At 65.4% G+C, this 16739-nt stretch carries 14 protein-coding genes; 13 read left to right on the forward strand and 1 reads right to left on the reverse strand.

All coding sequences use genetic code 11. The features are described from left to right. The first annotated feature begins 2 nt into the window (after positions 1 to 2). The 13 genes from AC5P74_RS16000 to AC5P74_RS16060 all read left to right on the forward strand — a co-directional run bounded on the left by AC5P74_RS16000 (position 3) and on the right by AC5P74_RS16060 (position 15259). Positions 3 to 401, forward strand: coding sequence for a virion core protein, T7 gp14 family (locus tag AC5P74_RS16000; protein ID WP_049434063.1), 399 nt, complete (start codon positions 3 to 5; stop codon positions 399 to 401). Between the two features lie 3 nt (positions 402 to 404). Beyond that, the gene (locus tag AC5P74_RS16005; protein WP_171968788.1) at positions 405 to 2579 is read left to right on the forward strand and encodes a hypothetical protein; all 2175 of its coding nucleotides are present in this window, start codon (positions 405 to 407) and stop codon (positions 2577 to 2579) included. Positions 2580 to 2657: 78 nt separating this feature from the next. Beyond that, positions 2658 to 5750, forward strand: coding sequence for a hypothetical protein (locus tag AC5P74_RS16010; RefSeq protein ID WP_340688878.1), 3093 nt, complete (start codon positions 2658 to 2660; stop codon positions 5748 to 5750). Between the two features lie 39 nt (positions 5751 to 5789). After that, positions 5790 to 8327, forward strand: coding sequence for a phage tail fiber domain-containing protein (locus AC5P74_RS16015; RefSeq protein ID WP_053091846.1), 2538 nt, complete (start codon positions 5790 to 5792; stop codon positions 8325 to 8327). 25 nt (positions 8328 to 8352) lie between these two features. After that, positions 8353 to 11166 carry a tail fiber domain-containing protein gene (locus AC5P74_RS16020; protein WP_049434056.1) on the forward strand — a complete coding sequence of 938 codons (2814 nt, stop codon included), beginning with the start codon at positions 8353 to 8355 and terminating at the stop codon, positions 11164 to 11166. Beyond that, entirely contained in the window at positions 11166 to 11651 is a 486-nt protein-coding gene (locus AC5P74_RS16025; RefSeq protein ID WP_126411773.1) for a hypothetical protein, read from the forward strand. The genes AC5P74_RS16020 and AC5P74_RS16025 overlap by 1 nt, the downstream gene beginning before the upstream one ends. Before the next feature lie 26 nt (positions 11652 to 11677). After that, the gene (locus AC5P74_RS16030; protein WP_005412393.1) at positions 11678 to 11947 is read left to right on the forward strand and encodes a phage holin family protein; all 270 of its coding nucleotides are present in this window, start codon (positions 11678 to 11680) and stop codon (positions 11945 to 11947) included. Next, positions 11944 to 12189 (forward strand): DNA packaging protein, encoded by a 246-nt coding sequence (locus AC5P74_RS16035; RefSeq protein ID WP_032961803.1) that lies wholly within the window; start codon positions 11944 to 11946, stop codon positions 12187 to 12189. The genes AC5P74_RS16030 and AC5P74_RS16035 overlap by 4 nt, the downstream gene beginning before the upstream one ends. Positions 12190 to 12197: 8 nt before the next feature. Continuing rightward, positions 12198 to 13862 carry a phage terminase large subunit gene (terL, locus tag AC5P74_RS16040; RefSeq protein ID WP_223846474.1) on the forward strand — a complete coding sequence of 555 codons (1665 nt, stop codon included), beginning with the start codon at positions 12198 to 12200 and terminating at the stop codon, positions 13860 to 13862. 8 nt (positions 13863 to 13870) lie between these two features. Next, positions 13871 to 14062: an LPXTG cell wall anchor domain-containing protein gene (locus AC5P74_RS16045; protein ID WP_049434054.1), complete on the forward strand. Its 192-nt coding sequence runs from the start codon at positions 13871 to 13873 to the stop codon at positions 14060 to 14062. Next, positions 14059 to 14505 (forward strand): lysozyme, encoded by a 447-nt coding sequence (locus AC5P74_RS16050; RefSeq protein ID WP_049397868.1) that lies wholly within the window; start codon positions 14059 to 14061, stop codon positions 14503 to 14505. The genes AC5P74_RS16045 and AC5P74_RS16050 overlap by 4 nt, the downstream gene beginning before the upstream one ends. Beyond that, entirely contained in the window at positions 14502 to 14810 is a 309-nt protein-coding gene (locus AC5P74_RS16055; RefSeq protein ID WP_049397869.1) for a hypothetical protein, read from the forward strand. Before AC5P74_RS16050 ends, AC5P74_RS16055 begins: the two co-directional genes overlap by 4 nt. Further along, positions 14807 to 15259: a hypothetical protein gene (locus tag AC5P74_RS16060; RefSeq protein WP_004154560.1), complete on the forward strand. Its 453-nt coding sequence runs from the start codon at positions 14807 to 14809 to the stop codon at positions 15257 to 15259. Before AC5P74_RS16055 ends, AC5P74_RS16060 begins: the two co-directional genes overlap by 4 nt. A gap of 21 nt (positions 15260 to 15280) precedes the next feature. On the opposite strand, the gene AC5P74_RS16065 is transcribed toward AC5P74_RS16060, so the two are convergent. Further along, positions 15281 to 15667 carry a response regulator gene (locus tag AC5P74_RS16065; RefSeq protein WP_049397870.1) on the reverse strand — a complete coding sequence of 129 codons (387 nt, stop codon included), beginning with the start codon at positions 15665 to 15667 and terminating at the stop codon, positions 15281 to 15283. Positions 15668 to 16739 lie beyond the last annotated feature (1072 nt).

The following is a 16739-nucleotide window of genomic DNA, read 5'->3' on the forward strand; positions in this document are numbered from 1 at the left end:
CGATGGCGACCATGTACGGCCAGAATCAGAACAACAAGGCCATCGAGGAAGCCGCGGAGCGTCAGCAGGAGCAGATCAACGACCAGGCCGCCGAGCGCACCCAACAGCGCATGGAGGAGGCCCGCGCACTGCGATCCGCGATGCGCGCCTCCGCAGCAGAAGCGGCAGTGTCCGGCAACTCGGTCGAGCTGCTGGCGAACGACATCATGGCCCAGGCTGGCCGTGACGTGGCCCTCATCGAGAAGAACCGCAGGAACGGAGTCGTCGAAAGCGGCTCCGAAGCACGCGCTCGTATCCGCACCGGCAATGCCGAGGCGATGGGCGGCGTGATGCAGTCAGGCGCGAACGCCTACAGCAACATCCAAACCTACAAGCGCTATTCCATCCCCGGAGACGAGTAACCCGTGGCTCGCACGAAACCCCAAGAGATCATCCGCCGCGCGCAGGTGCCGCAGCGTCTCGCCGAGCGCCCCGTTCTGGCGGTGCAGGCTGACCAGGCGTCCTCCGCTGGTGCCGGTGCCCTCTCTCGCACCGCCGCTGCGGTGCTGACGCGCGTCTCGGATTCCGTCAACTCGCAGATGATCTCCAACAGCCGCGAGCAGTACACCGCCGCGGCGACCCAACGTATGCAGGAGGACGCCGAGGGTACGCCCCGGCAGGCCGAGGACTTCGTTGCCCAGCAGTCGGAGTCATGGCGTCGCGGCTACCTCAAGGCTGACGGCATCATCCGCGTCCGCGACTGGCAGATCGAAGCGGCCAAGGAGATCGCCAAGGCCGAACCCGGCACCGACATCGAGCCGCTCATCAAGGAGCGGATGGCGGCGCTGACGCAGAACCCCGAGTTCCAAGACCCGCAGGTCCGCAAGGCCCTGATGCCGGTCGCCATGCGCGCCGCGCAGCAGGTCCGCCAGCAGTGGCAGGCCGACTCGATGCGGGAAATGCTGGTGCGGCAGAAGGAGTCGCTGACCGCGATCATCCGCGACGGCATCAAGGGCGGCACGTTCCTCACCTCCGAGGGCATGAACGGCCTGTACGCGATGCTGGATCAGGAGGAGTACGCCTACCTCAACAAGCGCGACGTGGACGAACTCTACGTCGAGGCCGCCAAGGAGGAGCTGGCTGCGGGCAACCGCGATCCTCAGTCGATCCTGGCGTTCCTGGAGAAGGACCGCGGCGACGGCCAGCCAGGCTTGATGAACACCGAGCACGGCGACGAGCTGCGCGCGGCGGCTGCCGCTGGTGCCCGCGTAATCGCACACCGCGAGGACGAGGCACGCAAGCAGGCGATGGCCGAGGCGGAGTGGACGCTCCAGGGCCTCGCGGATCGCGGCCAGCTCACCCACAAGACCATCGACACCTGGGCCAGCAAGTTCGGCCTGAGCGGCGGCGACCTCCAGTCCTTCAAGCGCTACTGGAACAACCAGCAGGAGCAGACTCTCCGCCGCTGGGAGCAGGAAGCGAAGGAGCGCGCCCGAGAGGAGCGCATCCGCAAGCTGGTCGCCGGGGGCAACCCCTACGAGATCAGCGACGCCGACCTCAAGAAGCAGGCCGGTAAGGAGTGGGAGGAAACCCCGCAGGCCACACGCGGCCAGGTGCTCCAGAAGTGGGCACGGCAGGGCATCGTCATCCCTCAGCTCGAACGCATCCTCAAGCGCGCCGACCCGGCGTTCCAGGAGAACTTCCAGAACGCCGCGACGCTGTACGAACAGCTCCGCAAGGTCTCGCCCAAGTACGCCGATACGGTCGCTGGCGGCGAGGCTGCCGCGATGCTGGACCAGTACCTCTACGACACCCGGCGCAGCGGTCAGTCGCACCAGGAGGCCGCTCGCGTCCTGACGCAACCGAAGCGCGAAGTCGAGGAGGCCCGCTCGGTCATCAACGACACCTGGAAGTCCGGCATCAAGGACTACCTGGAGATCGACGGCAAGCCGCGCGACCCGCGTGAGCTGTACCGCATCCGCCAGGAAGCCGAGCGCATCGCCTCTCGTGGCGGCGTGTCCGGCGAAGCCGCCATCCGTGCAGCGGTCGGTCAGATCGACGCCCAGCGCACGACCGTCAACGGCCGCCGCGTGCCGAACATCGGCATGCCGCAGGGTGCCGAGCCAGCGGTAGACGAGCTGATCCAGACGGTCGCGCGCAAGCTCGGCCGCGACCCGGATGAGCTGTCGGCCCTGCCCAATCCCCGCAATCCTGGGCAGTGGCAGATCGTCGGCCCCGACAACTGGCTGATCCCTGACCCTGACACCGGCCGCGCCATCGGTTTCGACCCGCGTGCCATCGCGGCACAGCACCAGCGCTGGAAGGGAGACCTTGCGGAATCCCAGGCGCGTCGTCGGGTCGAGCAGCGCACCACCTGGGCGGATCAGTCCCGGAACATCCGCGACCTGCGCTCGCAGTCGGCGACAACGGAAGTCCCCGCGACCATCGCCAAGCGCGACGCCAGCGCCGCCGAGGCCGCCGCTTTCGAGCTGCCCAAGTTCGACCTCACCAAGCCGCTGGTCCCCAACGCGGGCACCAAGCAAACCACCACCACCCCGGCAGTCCCCGAGGACTTCCTGGAGTACCTGACGAGGAAGTAAGACCGCATGTTTGAATCCCTACCCGGCGCAGACGAGAACATCGTCAAGCCGGCAACCCAGCAGCCCATCGTGCAAGCCGTGCGCGAGCGCAAGGAGCAGCGAGAGGCCGCGCAGCGCCGGAAGGATCAGACGACCGTATGGGACGGATGGGGCGCTGCCCAGGCAAAGGGCGGCATCGGCTTCATCGACCGCTTCATCACCGAGCTGGGCTACGAGCCGCAGCAGGGCTATCGCATTCCCGCAGACGCGCGCAAGCGTTGGGAGTCGATGGGCCTGCGCCCGGAGCAGTGGGAGCTGTTCGGCCGGGCCACGTCCGACGAGCACCTCTCCTATCTGGAATCCGTGGCCTTCATGAATCAGATGGCGGACGACGACCTGGCGCAGTTTGGCCTGGGCGGACAGATCGCCCTCGGCTTCACCGACCCGGTGGCAACCGGCCTCGATCTCGCCACGGGCGGCCTGGGGTACGCAGCCAAGGCCGGACGCCTCGCCAACGCGGTGCGTTCCGGTCTACAGGCTGCGGGCACCTCCGCGCTGATGTCGGCCGCAACCTCCACCTACGACCCCGAGCAGACGCTCGCGGATGGCGTGCAGAGCGCCGCCCTGTCGTTCGCGTTCGGTGGTGCCCTCGGCGCTCGCCGGGGTGCCCTGTTCGATGGCGAGGTCAAGCCTGACGTGGTGAAGCGGCTGGCTGGTGACGACTCGCTGTCGGCCGCCCGCGTTGCTGGCACCGCCACCACCGACCCGACGCCCGGCGTCCTCCCGCTGCGCAATGAGACCGCATTCGAGCAGGAGTTCACCGACAAGGCGCTGGTCAACGCGCACATCACGCCCCACTTCGCCACCGTCCGCCGCGATCTTGCTGCCCGCATGGGTAGCGCCAAGTCGCCGCTGGTGCGCGAGGCGGGCCGCCTGCTGTTCCGCGATGGCGTCGGCTACACCGATCGCTCCGTCGCGGTCCAGGAGTCCACCAGCGAGTTCGCCAAGCGCCACCTGGCCGTCATGGAGACGGAATGGCGGAGCGGAGTGAACGCCGCGTGGGACGCCTACAAGCAACGGACGGGCACGCATTGGTGGAACTTCTCCGAGCGCGCCAAGTTCAACGAGGAGGTCGGCCGTGCCGTGCGCGGTGCGCCGGACGTGTCACCGGAAGCCGCCAAGGCTGCCGGAAGCGTCGCCAAGGCGATGCGGGATGCGCTCAAGCTGGCGCAGGACAGCAACCTCGACGGCTTCGCCAACGTGGCGCAGAACGGCAACTACCTGCCGCGCTATTGGAGCGGCAAGGGCTTCAAGCGCCTGTTCGGCGAAATGCAGCTCCACCAGGACGACGTGATCGACCAGCTCATCAAGCCCGCCATGCGTCGCGCATGGGAGGCCGCCGCCGACGAAGGCGACGAGATCGACGACGAGCTGCTCGGGGCGGTTGCACGCTCCTACCTCAAGCGCGCTCAGGCGAACTTCGAGGGCGACGGGATGGACCTGCTGGTCCGCCCGCTGGACAACGATTCGGTCGAGGAGATCGGCAACATGCTGACCGAGGCGGGCGTCTCGCCCGTGCGGTCGCAAGAGCTGCTGTCCAAGCTGGAGCGCAAGACCTACGAGTCGGGCAAGCTCGACCGCGCGAAGAAGCGCATCGACCTCGACGAGACCTACTCCACCACCATCCGCAACGAGGCTGGCGAGGACGTGCAGGTCTCGATGGCCGACCTGTTCGACAACGACGTGGACTCGGTGATGACCCGCTACATGCGCGAGATCACCGGCTGGTCGGCGCTATCGTCGAAGGCTGGCATCAAGAACCGCGCACAGCTCGACCGCTTCGTGTCGAAGCTCAAGAGCGACGCCCGCAAGTCCGGCGACGACGTGAAGGACATCGAGCGCCTGATCGACATCGGCCTCAAGTCCACCTTCGGTCGCAGCACCGAACTCGATCCCGCCAGCCGTGGCGCACGCTACGCGCGGTTCCTGCGCAACTGGAACTTCGCCCGCGTGATGAACCAGGTAGGCTTCTCGCTGTTCGCCGAGCTTGGCCCGACCATCGCGCATGCTGGTCTCCGCAACTTCTGGAACTCCGTGGGTGCCGCCCGCGACTTCCTGGTGCGCGGTGCTGACGGCAAGCTGTCCTCGCAGGAGGCGCGCGTGATGGAGCGACTGTTCGCACCCGGCACCGACTGGCTGCGCAACCCGCCGTTCCTGCGCCTGGACGAGGACGCGCTCGTGCCGCAGACGTTCAATGTCAAGCACGGCGAGAAGATCGACAACGCGATGAACATGGCGACGCACGTCACCTCGGTCGCATCCGGCATGGCCCCGATCAACACGATGCTCCAACGCATCGCCGGTCGCGCCACGCTGCTGCGGCTGCTGGACATGGCGAACGCCAAGAAGCTGTCGGACGCCGAAGTGGCCCGCCTGCGCACCTGGGGCCTCGACGAGAAGGCCCAGGCCGACGTGTTCGGCTACCTGAAAGGCAAGCGACAGATCGAGCAGATCGACCCGGACAAGCTGCCGTTCCAGACGCGCGAGCGCATGGCGGCATTCCTGTTCCGCGTGACGCGACACCAGGTTCTCGAAGGTGATGCCTCGGACAGCATCGAGCTGATGCACTCCACCACCGGCCGCATCGTCACGCAGTTCCGCAGCTTCATGATCAACAGCTTCACCCGCCACTTCCTGAACTCGGTCCACCACTACGACGACTGGCGCACCTACGCGATGGTCGTGCTGTCCACCTCGGCAGCAGGGATGGGCTGGGCGGCTCGCACGTACATCAACACCGCTGGCAACCCCGAGCAGCGGAAGAAGCAGCTCACGCAGGCTAACTTCTACAAGAACGCTGTCGCGCAATCGAGCTGGTCGAACGTCATCCCCGCAGTCACCGACGCAGTGTGGGCTGACGCCTTGGGCAACGACCCGGTATTCGCCAACAACCGCTCGACCGGCCTGGAGAACGGCGTGATGGGCATCCCGTCCATCGACCTGTTCAACAAGGTCTACGGCAGCACGCGGATGATCGGCTCGGCCATCCGCGACGACGAGGAGATCACCGAGAAGCAGATGCGCGACTTCTGGAAGATTTGGTGGTTCAACAACATGACGGGCGTCCGCAACATCGCGGATCAAGCCCTACAGCAGTTCCCCGACCGCAAGGACGGGACTGATCGACCGTAACCAGGAGGCCCTTCGGGGCCTCCACCTTTTTGAGGACGCATGATCGAACTATCGCGCGGCCTTTCCTTCGTGCTCTACACCTACGAGGGAGGCCCTACGCGGTTCACCGTGCCGTTCCTGTACATCGCCCGCGAACACATCCGGGCGTTCGTCGGTGAACCGGACGCGGCCCGCGCTGTCTCCGTGTCGTGGGTGGACGCCAGCACCATCGAGATTCCGTCGCAGGATGGCGTGCTCGACGCACCCTACACTGTGACCATCCGGCGATTCACGCCGATTGACGCCCTCCTGGTCAACTACAAGGAAGGCGCAAACCTCCCGGCGCGCGACTTGTCCAAGTCGTTCCGCCAACTACTGTACGCACACCAGGAACTCGCCGAGTTCGGTAGCGGCAGCGGCCTCCCCGGTGGCGGCCCCGGTAACCCCGGTGGCAACCCGGACCTCAATGCAATCATCGAGCAGCTCCTCCGCTCGCCAGCACTGCAAGACCTGCTGACCCGCATCGACCTCATCGACGTGAACGCCGAGGCGATCCTGGAGGAGATCATGCGCTCGCACGAGTTCTTCGACGTGCAGCGCGACTACGGCGACAAGATCAGCACGGCCACCCATGAGATCGGGCTGCTGACCGAAGGCAACAAGGTCATCGCGCAGCAGATCATCGACCTGTTCGCGCGGGTGGACTACGGCGAGCAGAGTAACCAAGCACGGTTCCTGGAGGTCAATCGCGCCATCGCCGACGAGCACTCTGCGCGCGTCGAGGCGATCACCGAGCTGCAAGGCCAGGTGGTCGAGAACGGCAAGACAATCTCCGCAGCGCTCAACCAGCGCATCGACGAGGTGGAGAGCACCACCGAAGCGGCGCGCGCGGCCACCGAGCAACGCCTCGGCGCAGAGATCGAGGACAGCGCGGCGCAGGTCCGCACCGCAGTCATGGCCGAGGTTGACGCGACCAAGGCCCGCGTGTCCGACGTTGAGACGGCAGTGGTTCGCCACGGCGAGAACATCGCTGGCCTGGCCGAGACCACGGAAGCCCTGACGGATGCCGAGGGTGCCAACACGGCATTCCGGCAGCAGATGGCGGCGAGCTACGGCGCGAACGTGCCGCAGGGGATCGCCAACGAGATCGACGGCCAGGTGTCGGCTGTTTCGGCTGCCTTCGAGCAGCGCATCGACACCGAAGCGTCCGCACGCGAAGCCCTGGCGTCCCAGGTGTCCACGCTTGAGACCAGCACCGCGCCGACGATCTTCTCGGACGCACAGCCCTCCCCGCCCGCTGGCGGCTTCAAGGTTCCGACCTTTTGGGTCAAGACCGGGCAGACCGGCGCGTACCTGACGCAGATTTGGGATGGCACCGGCTGGCGCAAGGCCGACCTGGATGTCACCTCTCCGACCGGCGCGCTGGTGCAGCAGCTCAACACCACCAAGATCACCGCCGAGCAGGCACAGGCCATCGCGGCCACGCAGGTCCAGGCGTTCAAGGACGGCGACTTCGCCACCATCCGGCAGGAGTTCAATGTGGTCGCCGGGCAGCACTCCGGCATGTACGGTCAGTGGCAGGCCAACTACTCGGTCAAGATCAACGCGGGCACCATCAACGGCGTCCCCGTGGTCGCCGGTATCGCCCTCTCCGCCAACCCGCAGACCGGCAGCGACTTCATCGTCACCGCGGATCGCTTCGCCTTCGTCCACCCGCAGTACACCTCGGGCGGCACCCTGGCGAGCATCAAGTATCCGTTCGTGATCGGTACAGTCGGCGGCCAGTCCACCGTGGGTATCCAAGGTGCGCTGGTGGTGGACGGGACGATCACTGCGGACAAGATCAGGGTGAACTCCCTAGCCGCACTCACGGCGAACGCGGGCACGATCAACGGCGGCACGTTCAAGACCCACACTCTCGACGGCAACGGCAACATCGTCAACGCTGCCGAGTTCCGCGTGGAAATCTCCAACCTCGGCGACTGGCCCCTGTGGGTCGGCTCCGGCGCGAAGAACGCCAACAACGCGGTGTTCTACGTGGACCGCAACGGCGGCGCGTTCTTCCGAGGCCGCGTCAATGCCCCCAACATCGTGGGGCAGTTCCAGTCGGCGACCGGCGTGTGGTGGACCGGGGCAACGAGCCTCTGCTACCAGGCGGGCAACAACTTCATCCCGCTCGGCGATTGGGTGGCGATCCACGAGTTCTGGCTCGGCGCTCCGGTGCTGGCTGGCGAGGGTCATACGCCTTCCGTGTCGGTGACCGTGACCGCGAACACGCGCGTCTACGGGCTGCACGTCATCTTGGAGGAGCTGCGCGACTCCGTATGGGTCGTCATCGCCTCACACGAACCGCCGATGTACCGCGCGTTGATTCAGCAGATGGGCGGCGACGGCAACACCTTCACCGCGTCCAATTTCTACACCTACGAGCAGTCGGTGACGCTCTCGGCGTCCGGGGCATGGACAGGCGGTGCCCGCGCGTTCCGCGTGCGTTGCCGCGCATCCAGTCCGCCTCCGCAGGTCCACGGCTACGACGCCCCGGCCTACCCGAACTACCTCATCACGTCGATTGGCGGCTTCGCCTTCGGCATCCGATAACCCTCAGAGAGAATCCAAGCACCGCATGAGCACTACCCCCGGCTACGTCTCCAACGCCGAGCTGGCCTCGCGCCTCTCGACGCTGGTAGACCGCTGGAACCGGCGCGAGAATCAGATGATCGCGCTGCTGACTCAGGAGGAAGGCACCGTCGTCGTGACGGACGGCCTGGGCAACAACCACACCCTCCCCTCGTTCCCGCAGCTCCAGAAGGACGTGGCCGGGCTGACCGACGAGCTGACCGGCTCGGTCGTGCAGGTGCGCGACCTGGTGTCCGTGGCAACCGGCATGGCGAACGCCGCACAGGCGTCCGCAGATGACGCCTCCGGCTTCGCCGACGCTGCCGAAGCATCCGCCGTGCGCGCTGCGGAATCCGCTGCGAGCATCGACGACGACGTGCAGGCCACCGCCGACGCGGCGACCTTCGCTGCTGCCAAGGCGGCCGAGGCTGCCGACAGCGCCACCGAGGCGGCAAGCTCCGCAGTGGACGCCGCCGCTTCGGCGACGGCCTCGGCCACCTCGGCGCTGGCTTCGGCTGGCTCTGCAAGCCAGGCGGGCACGTCGGCCACCGCAGCGGGTCAGGCGCGTTCGGACGCGCAGGCAGCGGCGACTGCTGCCGCCACGTCACGGGATCAGGCGCAGACTATCCTGGGCTATGCGACCGACGCGGCCGACCGCGCGGAAGCTGACGCCACCGCTGCCGCCGCATCGGCTGCCGCAGCCGCCGACAGCGCGACCGCCGCAGCGACCTCGGTCACCCAGGCAACCACCCAGGCCAACCGGGCGGAAGCCCAGGCGTCCGCTGCGTCGACCAAGGCTGGCGAGGCTGCTGGCTTGGCGACCACCGCGGCCGGTCATGCCTCCGCTGCGTCCGGCTCGGCGTCGGCTGCCTCGACCTCGGCGCAGACCGCATCGTCGGCCAAGACCGCTGCCGAGGCTGCCCGCGACAAGGCGAACCTGTACGCGAACGCCCCGCAGGGCACCGAGGTGTCGCCGGGCGAGTTCTCGGCGAAGCATTGGGCCGCCCAGGCGCAGGCTGCCGTCACCGGCTCGCTGGTCTACATGGGATCGTGGGATGCCAGCACGGGTGCGTTCCCGACCAACCCGGTGAAGGGGCATTTCTACAAGGTGATCGGCGAAGGCACTGTCGGTGACATCCACTGGCGAGTCGGCGACCAGGCGCTCTACGGCGCTACCTGGGAGAAGATCGACAACACCGATCAGGTAACCAGCGTCGCCGGAAAGCAGGGCGACGTGTCGCTCGTTGCTGGTGACATCGGCGGCCTGGGCGCGCTGGCAACCCGCAGCGACGTGGACTTCAACACCCAAGTCACCGGCAAGCCGACGACCTATCCGCCCAGCACGCACTCGCACACGAAGGCTCAGGTGGGTCTGGACAAGGTGGACAACACCGCCGATCTGGACAAGCCGGTAAGCACTGCGGTGCAGGCTGCGCTCGACGGCAAGGCTGCGGCGTCGCATACGCACACCATCGCCAACGTGACCGGTCTCCAGACCGCGCTCGACGGCAAGGCAGCGTCCTCGCACACGCACACCATCGCCAACGTCACGGGGCTACAATCGGCCCTGGATGGCAAGTCCGCTGTCGGCCACACGCACAACTCCACCGACATCGCCAACGTCGTCAACGTCACCGACGATCAGAGCATCGGCGGCATCAAGACGTTCGCGGCCGGTCAGATTCGTGCGCAGGGCTTCGGCGGCAATGCGGCGGCTGGTGTGGTCTATCTCGGCTCGCTGGATCGCTACGTCTACGTCCCCCCGACAGCCAACTCGATTGAGTTCCGGTTTGCGGACGGTACGGGTGGCGTCGCGTCCCTCAACGCTGGCGGCACCGTCTGGACCTCGGCGAACTTCAACCCGGCAGGGAAGGCCGACGCGGGCCACACGCACACCATCGCCAACGTCAGCGGCCTCCAAGGCGCACTGGACGCCAAGGCGAACTCGACGAGCGCTCAGTTCACCAACCTCATCAACATTGGCGGGGCGAGTGACCTGTCGGTGCAGCTCAACCCGACTGGCGGGCGGTCCATCCGCTTCGCTGCGACGGCTACGCCGAACACCGGCATTTGGGACGCGACGAACAACGTGTGGCTGTTCCGTATCAACGGGGATAACAGTGCGAACTTCGCCAGTCATGTGAGCGCACAGAACATCACCGCTGTCGGTGAGGTCTACTGCAACAACTGGATGCGCTCGAACACGTCCGGTACGGGCTGGTATCACCAGGTCCACGGTGGCGGCTGGTACATGGCCGATAACACCTGGATTCGCAACTACAACGGCAAGGGTCTGTGCCTTTCGGGGCCGGGCGGAAGCGGCGGCGATCTCCGACTGGAGAGCTACTCGCCGACCATCGCCTGCTACGACACGGACGCCGGCACGACGCACTGGATACACTGTAACGACAACCAGCACGGCTTCCTCGCCAACAATGCCTTCGCGTGGTGCGCCTACCGCGACGCAAGCAACAATTGGATCGCCACGGGCAACATCGTCGCCTATGCGTCCGATGCGCGTCTCAAGAAGAACATCGTGGACGCCTCGGCCTCCAAGGTGGGCGACTTCTTCGACCGATTCCGTGTGCGCGAGTTCGATTGGGACGCCGAAGCTATCGCCGAGTTGAATCCCACGTTCCACCCGAGTGCGGAGCATGAGGTCGGCGGCATCGCGCAGGAGGCCGAGGAGGTCTACTCGTTGATGGTCGCCACGCACGCAAACGGCATCAAGACGATCCAGTGGGAGAAGGCTGTTCCCTTCCTGATCGCTGAGGTGCAGGCGCTGCGTAAGCGCGTCGCGGACCTTGGGGGAGGTGCCTGATGGCCCTCCCCGGCTCCGGCCCTATCTCCTGGGAAATGATCCGCGCCGAGTTTGGCGGCGGCTACCCGATCTACGCGGACCAGTATTACCGAGGACGTGGATTGGTGCCCGACGTTCCGGCCAACTACGGCGTCCCCACGAGCGGCCCGATCTACGCCTCGCAGTTCTACAACGCGGTCAAGGCGACGCCGTTCCAAGCATCGCTGTCGCCGAGCTACCTGATGGGTAACTGGCCTCAGTCCACCAACGGCACGGTCAGCGAGTCGTTCAGCGTTTATTGCTCGGGCGGCACCGGCAACTACTCCGTGGTCTCCCGCTCCGTCACAGGCGGCGCGTCGATCTCCGGCAGCGGCCTCGGCGGCACTGTGACCGCCTCGGGGCGGAACACCTCCCGCATGGGGCAGTTCACTGTCGTCGTCACCGATGGCGTCACGCAGATCACCCTGACCGGCAACTACGAGTACAGCTTCGGTCGTCCGCTCTAACGCATCCACCACCTACAAGAGACCTAATGCACGATGAAGTGAAGCTGGTCGGCGCTCTCGCGGGCGTCGGCCTCATCGTGGGCATCGCAAAGATGCTCACGTCGAACGATCCGATCACCTGGAAGCAGGCGCTCGGCCGCGCAATCCTCTCTGGCGCTACCGGCCTTGCCGCTGGTGCCATCGTCATTTTCATCCCCGGCGTCTCCTTCGTCGCCCAGGTCGCGCTCGCGTGCATCCTGGCGTCGCTCGGCACGTCCGCGCTGGAGACCGTACTGAACCGCGTCGTCAACAAGTGACCGCCCCCAAGGATGCCTTGGAGCGACTGCACGCCGCAGTCGCGGACAAGCTCGCCGACACCATCGACTCGATGGAGTCGGACGCGAAGGGCCTGGCCTCGATCCTCAACGTGGCCCGGCAGTTTCTCAAGGACAACGGCATCGACGTTGCGGCCACGCCGCCCGGCTCACCGCTGGGCAAGCTGGCCGACAAGGTGTCCGAGTTCCCGTTCGATCCCGCTGAGGATGGGCGGCTGAACTGATGGAGGGCATGACGAGCCTCCACGTTCGTCACCCTTTCGAGGACTTCCGCAACTTCGCCTGGTACGTCTGGAAGGAGCTGGGGCTACCAAGCCCCACTCCGATCCAGTACGACATCTGCGAGTTCCTGAAAACCGGCCCGCGCCGTCGCGTCATCATGGCGTACCGCGGCGTCGGCAAGTCCTGGGTGACGGCCGCCTACGTCTGCTGGCTCCTCTGGAAAGACCCCCAGCACAAGATCATGGTGGTATCGGCATCGAAGGAACGCGCCGATGCGTTCTCGGTGTTCGTCAAGCGCCTGATCGAAACCCTGCCTGAGCTGCAACACCTGCGCCCGCGTCCCGACCAGCGCAACTCGAACCTGGCGTTCGATGTCGGCCCCGCGCAGCCCGATCAGTCGCCCTCGGTGAAGTCGGTCGGTATCAACGGCCAGCTCACCGGCTCCCGCGCCGACACCATCATCGCGGACGACATCGAAGTCCCGAAGAACTCCATGACCGTCGTGCAGCGCGAGAAGCTCGCCGAGCTGGTCAAGGAGTTCGATGCGGTGCTCAAGCCGGGCGGCGAGATCATCTACCTCGGCACTCCGCAGACCGAGGAGTCGCTCTACAACAAGCTGCCCGAGCGCGGCTACGTCATCCGCATCTGGCCTGCGCGCTACCCGAAGGACACCAAGCACCGCCAGGTGTACGGCGACCGCCTCGCGCCGATGATCGCCGATGCGTTCGACGCGAACCCCAAGCTCGCCTGGAAGAACTGCGAGAGCGTCCGCTTCTCCGATGAGGACTTGATGGAGCGCGAGGCGTCCTACGGACGCTCCGGCTTCATGCTCCAGTTCATGCTCGATGCGTCGCTGTCCGACGCCGAGAAGTACCCGCTCAAGCTGTCCGACCTGATCGTGATGGACGTGGACCGCGAGGTCGCTCCGATCCGCGTGGTCTACAGCAGCGGCCCGGAGTACATCGTCAGCGACATCCCGTCCGTGGGCTTCACCGGCGACCGCCTGTACCGGCCCATGTACCTCGCCTCGGAAATGGAGGAGTTCACCGGCAAGGTGCTCGCCATCGACCCCTCGGGCCGAGGCGGCGACGAAACCGGCTACGCGGTCGTCGGCATGCTTCGCGGCATGCTCTACGCGCGCCGTGCTGGTGCGACCAAGGGCGGCTACGACGACGACACGCTGGAGACCCTGGCGCACATCGCGCGCGCCGAGAAGGTCTCCGCAGTCCTCATTGAGGCCAACTTCGGCGACGGCATGTTCGCCAAGATGCTCTCCGGCGTCCTGGCGCGCGTGTACCCGTGCTCCATCGAGGAGGTGAAGCACTATGGCACCTCGAAGGAGAACCGAATCATCGACGTGCTGGAGCCGGTACTGAACCAGCATCGCCTGGTGGTCGATGCCTCGATCATCCGCGCCGATCAGAAGTCCGAGCAGAAGTACCAGCTGTTCTACCAGCTGACGCGCATCACGCGCGACCGCGGCGCACTGCGCCACGACGACCGCCTCGAAGCGCTGGCGATGGCCGTGAAGTATTGGGCCGACCAGCTCTCCCGAGACGTGTCCAAGGAGGAGCAGCGCTACCTGGAGGAGCTGCTCGACCGCGAGTACGCCTCCTTCATCCAGTCCGTGACCGGCCGCGTGCCGTCACCCGACAACTACCTCGACATCCTGTAGGAGACCCAATGTCCAACACGCTCGCTGCGTGGCTGATGGCGCTCGCCGCCGCTGCCCTGCTGTACCTGTTCCTGCGCCGCAAGAACGACGACGACAACGACGGCCCGAGCGCACCCGCGCCGGTAACGCCGTGCGACTGCAACCACGCTCCCTGCTGCCACACCCAGGGCGGCCAGTCGAACCCTTACGCCCCGGTGTGAGCCAGGCTGTCCAGCTCGCGCGCCCTCTGACGATGAAGTCGGAGGGTCTGCGCCTGGTGGCCTACCTGTGCCCCGCAGACAAGTGGACCATCGGCTACGGCCACACCGGCAGTGACGTGAAGCCCGGCCTCCGCATCACCGAGGAACGCGCTGTGGAGCTGCTGGAGGCTGACCTCTCCAAGGCCGCTACGGTCGTCCGTCGATACGTGCGCGTGCCCCTCAGCGCGCCGCAGGAAGCCGCTCTGATCGACTTCGTGTTCAACCTCGGCGAGGGCAACTTCGCCAGCTCCACCCTGCTCCGCGTGCTCAACGCGGGCGACTACGCGGCGGTGCCCGCACAGCTCCGCCGATGGACCAAGGGTCGCGTCAAGGGCGTGCTGACGGACCTGCCCGGCCTCATCGACCGCCGCGAGGCGGAAGTCAAACTCTGGAACTCCAAGTGACCATCAAGACCATCTACAACCGCGCCAGCGAGCGCCTGGTGCGCGCCTACGAGCGCGCCAAGGGGTACGTAGCGCTGCGCATTGCCCTCGCCTCGCAGTGGCTCCCGGAGCGCCTGCGCGAGACCTCCCGTCGCACCTACACCGGCTGGCTGTTCGTCGCCGTGTTCCTGGCGCTGCCCTACGTCGTCCTCGGCGGCCTGTGGGAGCACTTGCGGAATGCCGCGGAGCGCCTGTGGGATGACGTGAGCGACATCGAGTGGGCTGCGTTCACCCCGAGCTACTGGCGGGAGCACATCAAGCAGTGACCACGCTGGCCTTTGACGGCCGGCTCGTTGCTATCGACTCGCAGGTCACCGCTGGTGATCTGCGGTACGAGGAGGAGAAGTTCTACCGCACCACCGACACCACCGGGCGCGACCTGGTGGTGTTCGGCGCGGGCACCACTTCCCACATCCAGCGAGCCGTGCGCGAGCTGTCGGAGGGATTCGACGAACTGACCAAGGGCGAGTACACGATCCTCGTGGTCGGCCTGCGGGACAACCCGGTGGCCTTCTACCACGACGGTCTCCCTCTCGACCTCCGGCGCGACTTCCTCGTCGCCGGTAGTGGTGGTGCGATTGCCCTGGCCGCCATGAAGGCAGGCCACAACGCGACCGAAGCAGTCCTCATGGCCTGCTCGACGGACCTCTACAGCGGTCCACCGGTGCAGACCTACGACACTTTCAACAAGCGCTTCCTTAGAAAACGGACATGACTTAACGGCGCAAGGATGCGCCTAAACTGGAATCCCCATCTGACGCGTCCGTTCCAAGGCCCCCATGAGATCGTTTATGCGATACGGCTTTTGAAGAAAGGTAGCCCATTGGTGAATGGTGGGCAGTTGAGGATTGGGAAGCCCCGTGGCAAACATGTAGGGTATTCGATTCGACAAGAGACAGTCAGCGACCGACATGGAGCCACCATCCTCGATATGAATATCTAAGATTGCCGCGTGGAACACTTTTGCCGCCAGTTGGTCTAAAGCTTGCGCGGAGGAAGCAACAACCTCGACCTCATAGCCGAAATTCACCAGGATTTCCTGCAACATCTCTGACAGGTCGGGGTCATCTTCTAAGACCAGTAGCGACCCCAAGCAACCCTTACCGTTTACCCGCGAAGCCATCTGACACCTCCCATGCGTAGCGGCCCGTACCCTATAACTATTGAAGGGGAATATCGCGCTGATGATTTGCAGCGTCCTGAACTGTTCAGCTAGAGAGTCAAGTCGTCTTCCTTGAACCACCACATTACAGCCAAGGCGACGAACCATACGATCAAGGGTATTCCGACAAGGAACTGGAGTAACAGGTCTCTCATGTACTCGCATCCCGCCGACTCAGTAAGCGCGGAATCAAGGATACGCACCTGCTGCTCCACAACGCTTGGGGCGGTGTTATCGTCGTTAATAAGTCCGCGGCTTCTTTCCGCCACGGCGTCCGCATCTCGCATCTTTACATGTTGATACAGAGCCGGTACTCCCACAAGGATTACACAAGCCAGCGTGATCGAAGCCGCGAACCGGGTGAGGATGCTATTGAGCGATGCCATGTGGTCTTGATGAGCTGTCTAGGGCAAACGCCAAGTCTACCGGACCACACAGACCGTCATCTCCTAGGGGGCTTGACAGAGCTGTTATCATTAGATAGACCTAAGTATTACTATAGTGGGACTGTAGAGTTCTATTCATTGGTATTCACCACCAAGTAGAACTACAGTCCTCCTATGCACTCTTGGGGTGTTCCTCTGTCCTCCTTGGGTGCCACTGCGGCGGAACTCCCATGCACCGACTTCTCCTGATCCTGCTCATCGCGGGCGTCACGCCCATCAACCCGCTCCTGGCGATCCTCGCGTACAACCGAGGGATGACCTGGGCTGTGCCTGTGTGCGTCCTATGGGGACTTGGGTCGCTCGCCTGGTTCGCTGTCGTGGCAACGCGGAAGCGCTCCGGTGTGACTGAGGCTCCCTCCTCGCGCGACTGAGGGGGTCGAAACGTTTGCGGCAAATTTCCGAAGGGGTATCCAACTACTTGGAACCGCGCGATCACCCCCCGTAGGGGGTCGCCCCCTGTAGCGCAAAGGCACGATGCGCCCCCCCTTCGCGTCACCTGCGGCGTCACCACCTCGGCTAACCTGCTGATTCCAAAGGTGAACCACCGGATTAGGTATCCAGTGCCTAGGCAATCCCATGCGATACCT

This window comes from Stenotrophomonas sp. YJH_SMC_94-11, assembly GCF_059370435.1.

What these genes read in the sequence shown, in the direction of transcription:
- AC5P74_RS16000 (WP_049434063.1), top strand. Translation starts at nt 3, where the DNA reads ATGGCGACCATGTACGGCCAGAATCAGAACAACAAGGCCATCGAGGAA.
- AC5P74_RS16015 (WP_053091846.1), top strand. Translation starts at nt 5,790, where the DNA reads ATGATCGAACTATCGCGCGGCCTTTCCTTCGTGCTCTACACCTACGAG.
- AC5P74_RS16020 (WP_049434056.1), top strand. Translation starts at nt 8,353, where the DNA reads ATGAGCACTACCCCCGGCTACGTCTCCAACGCCGAGCTGGCCTCGCGC.
- AC5P74_RS16025 (WP_126411773.1), top strand. Translation starts at nt 11,166, where the DNA reads ATGGCCCTCCCCGGCTCCGGCCCTATCTCCTGGGAAATGATCCGCGCC.
- AC5P74_RS16030 (WP_005412393.1), top strand. Translation starts at nt 11,678, where the DNA reads ATGCACGATGAAGTGAAGCTGGTCGGCGCTCTCGCGGGCGTCGGCCTC.
- terL (WP_223846474.1), top strand. Translation starts at nt 12,198, where the DNA reads ATGACGAGCCTCCACGTTCGTCACCCTTTCGAGGACTTCCGCAACTTC.
- AC5P74_RS16045 (WP_049434054.1), top strand. Translation starts at nt 13,871, where the DNA reads ATGTCCAACACGCTCGCTGCGTGGCTGATGGCGCTCGCCGCCGCTGCC.
- AC5P74_RS16065 (WP_049397870.1), bottom strand. Translation starts at nt 15,667, where the DNA reads ATGGCTTCGCGGGTAAACGGTAAGGGTTGCTTGGGGTCGCTACTGGTC.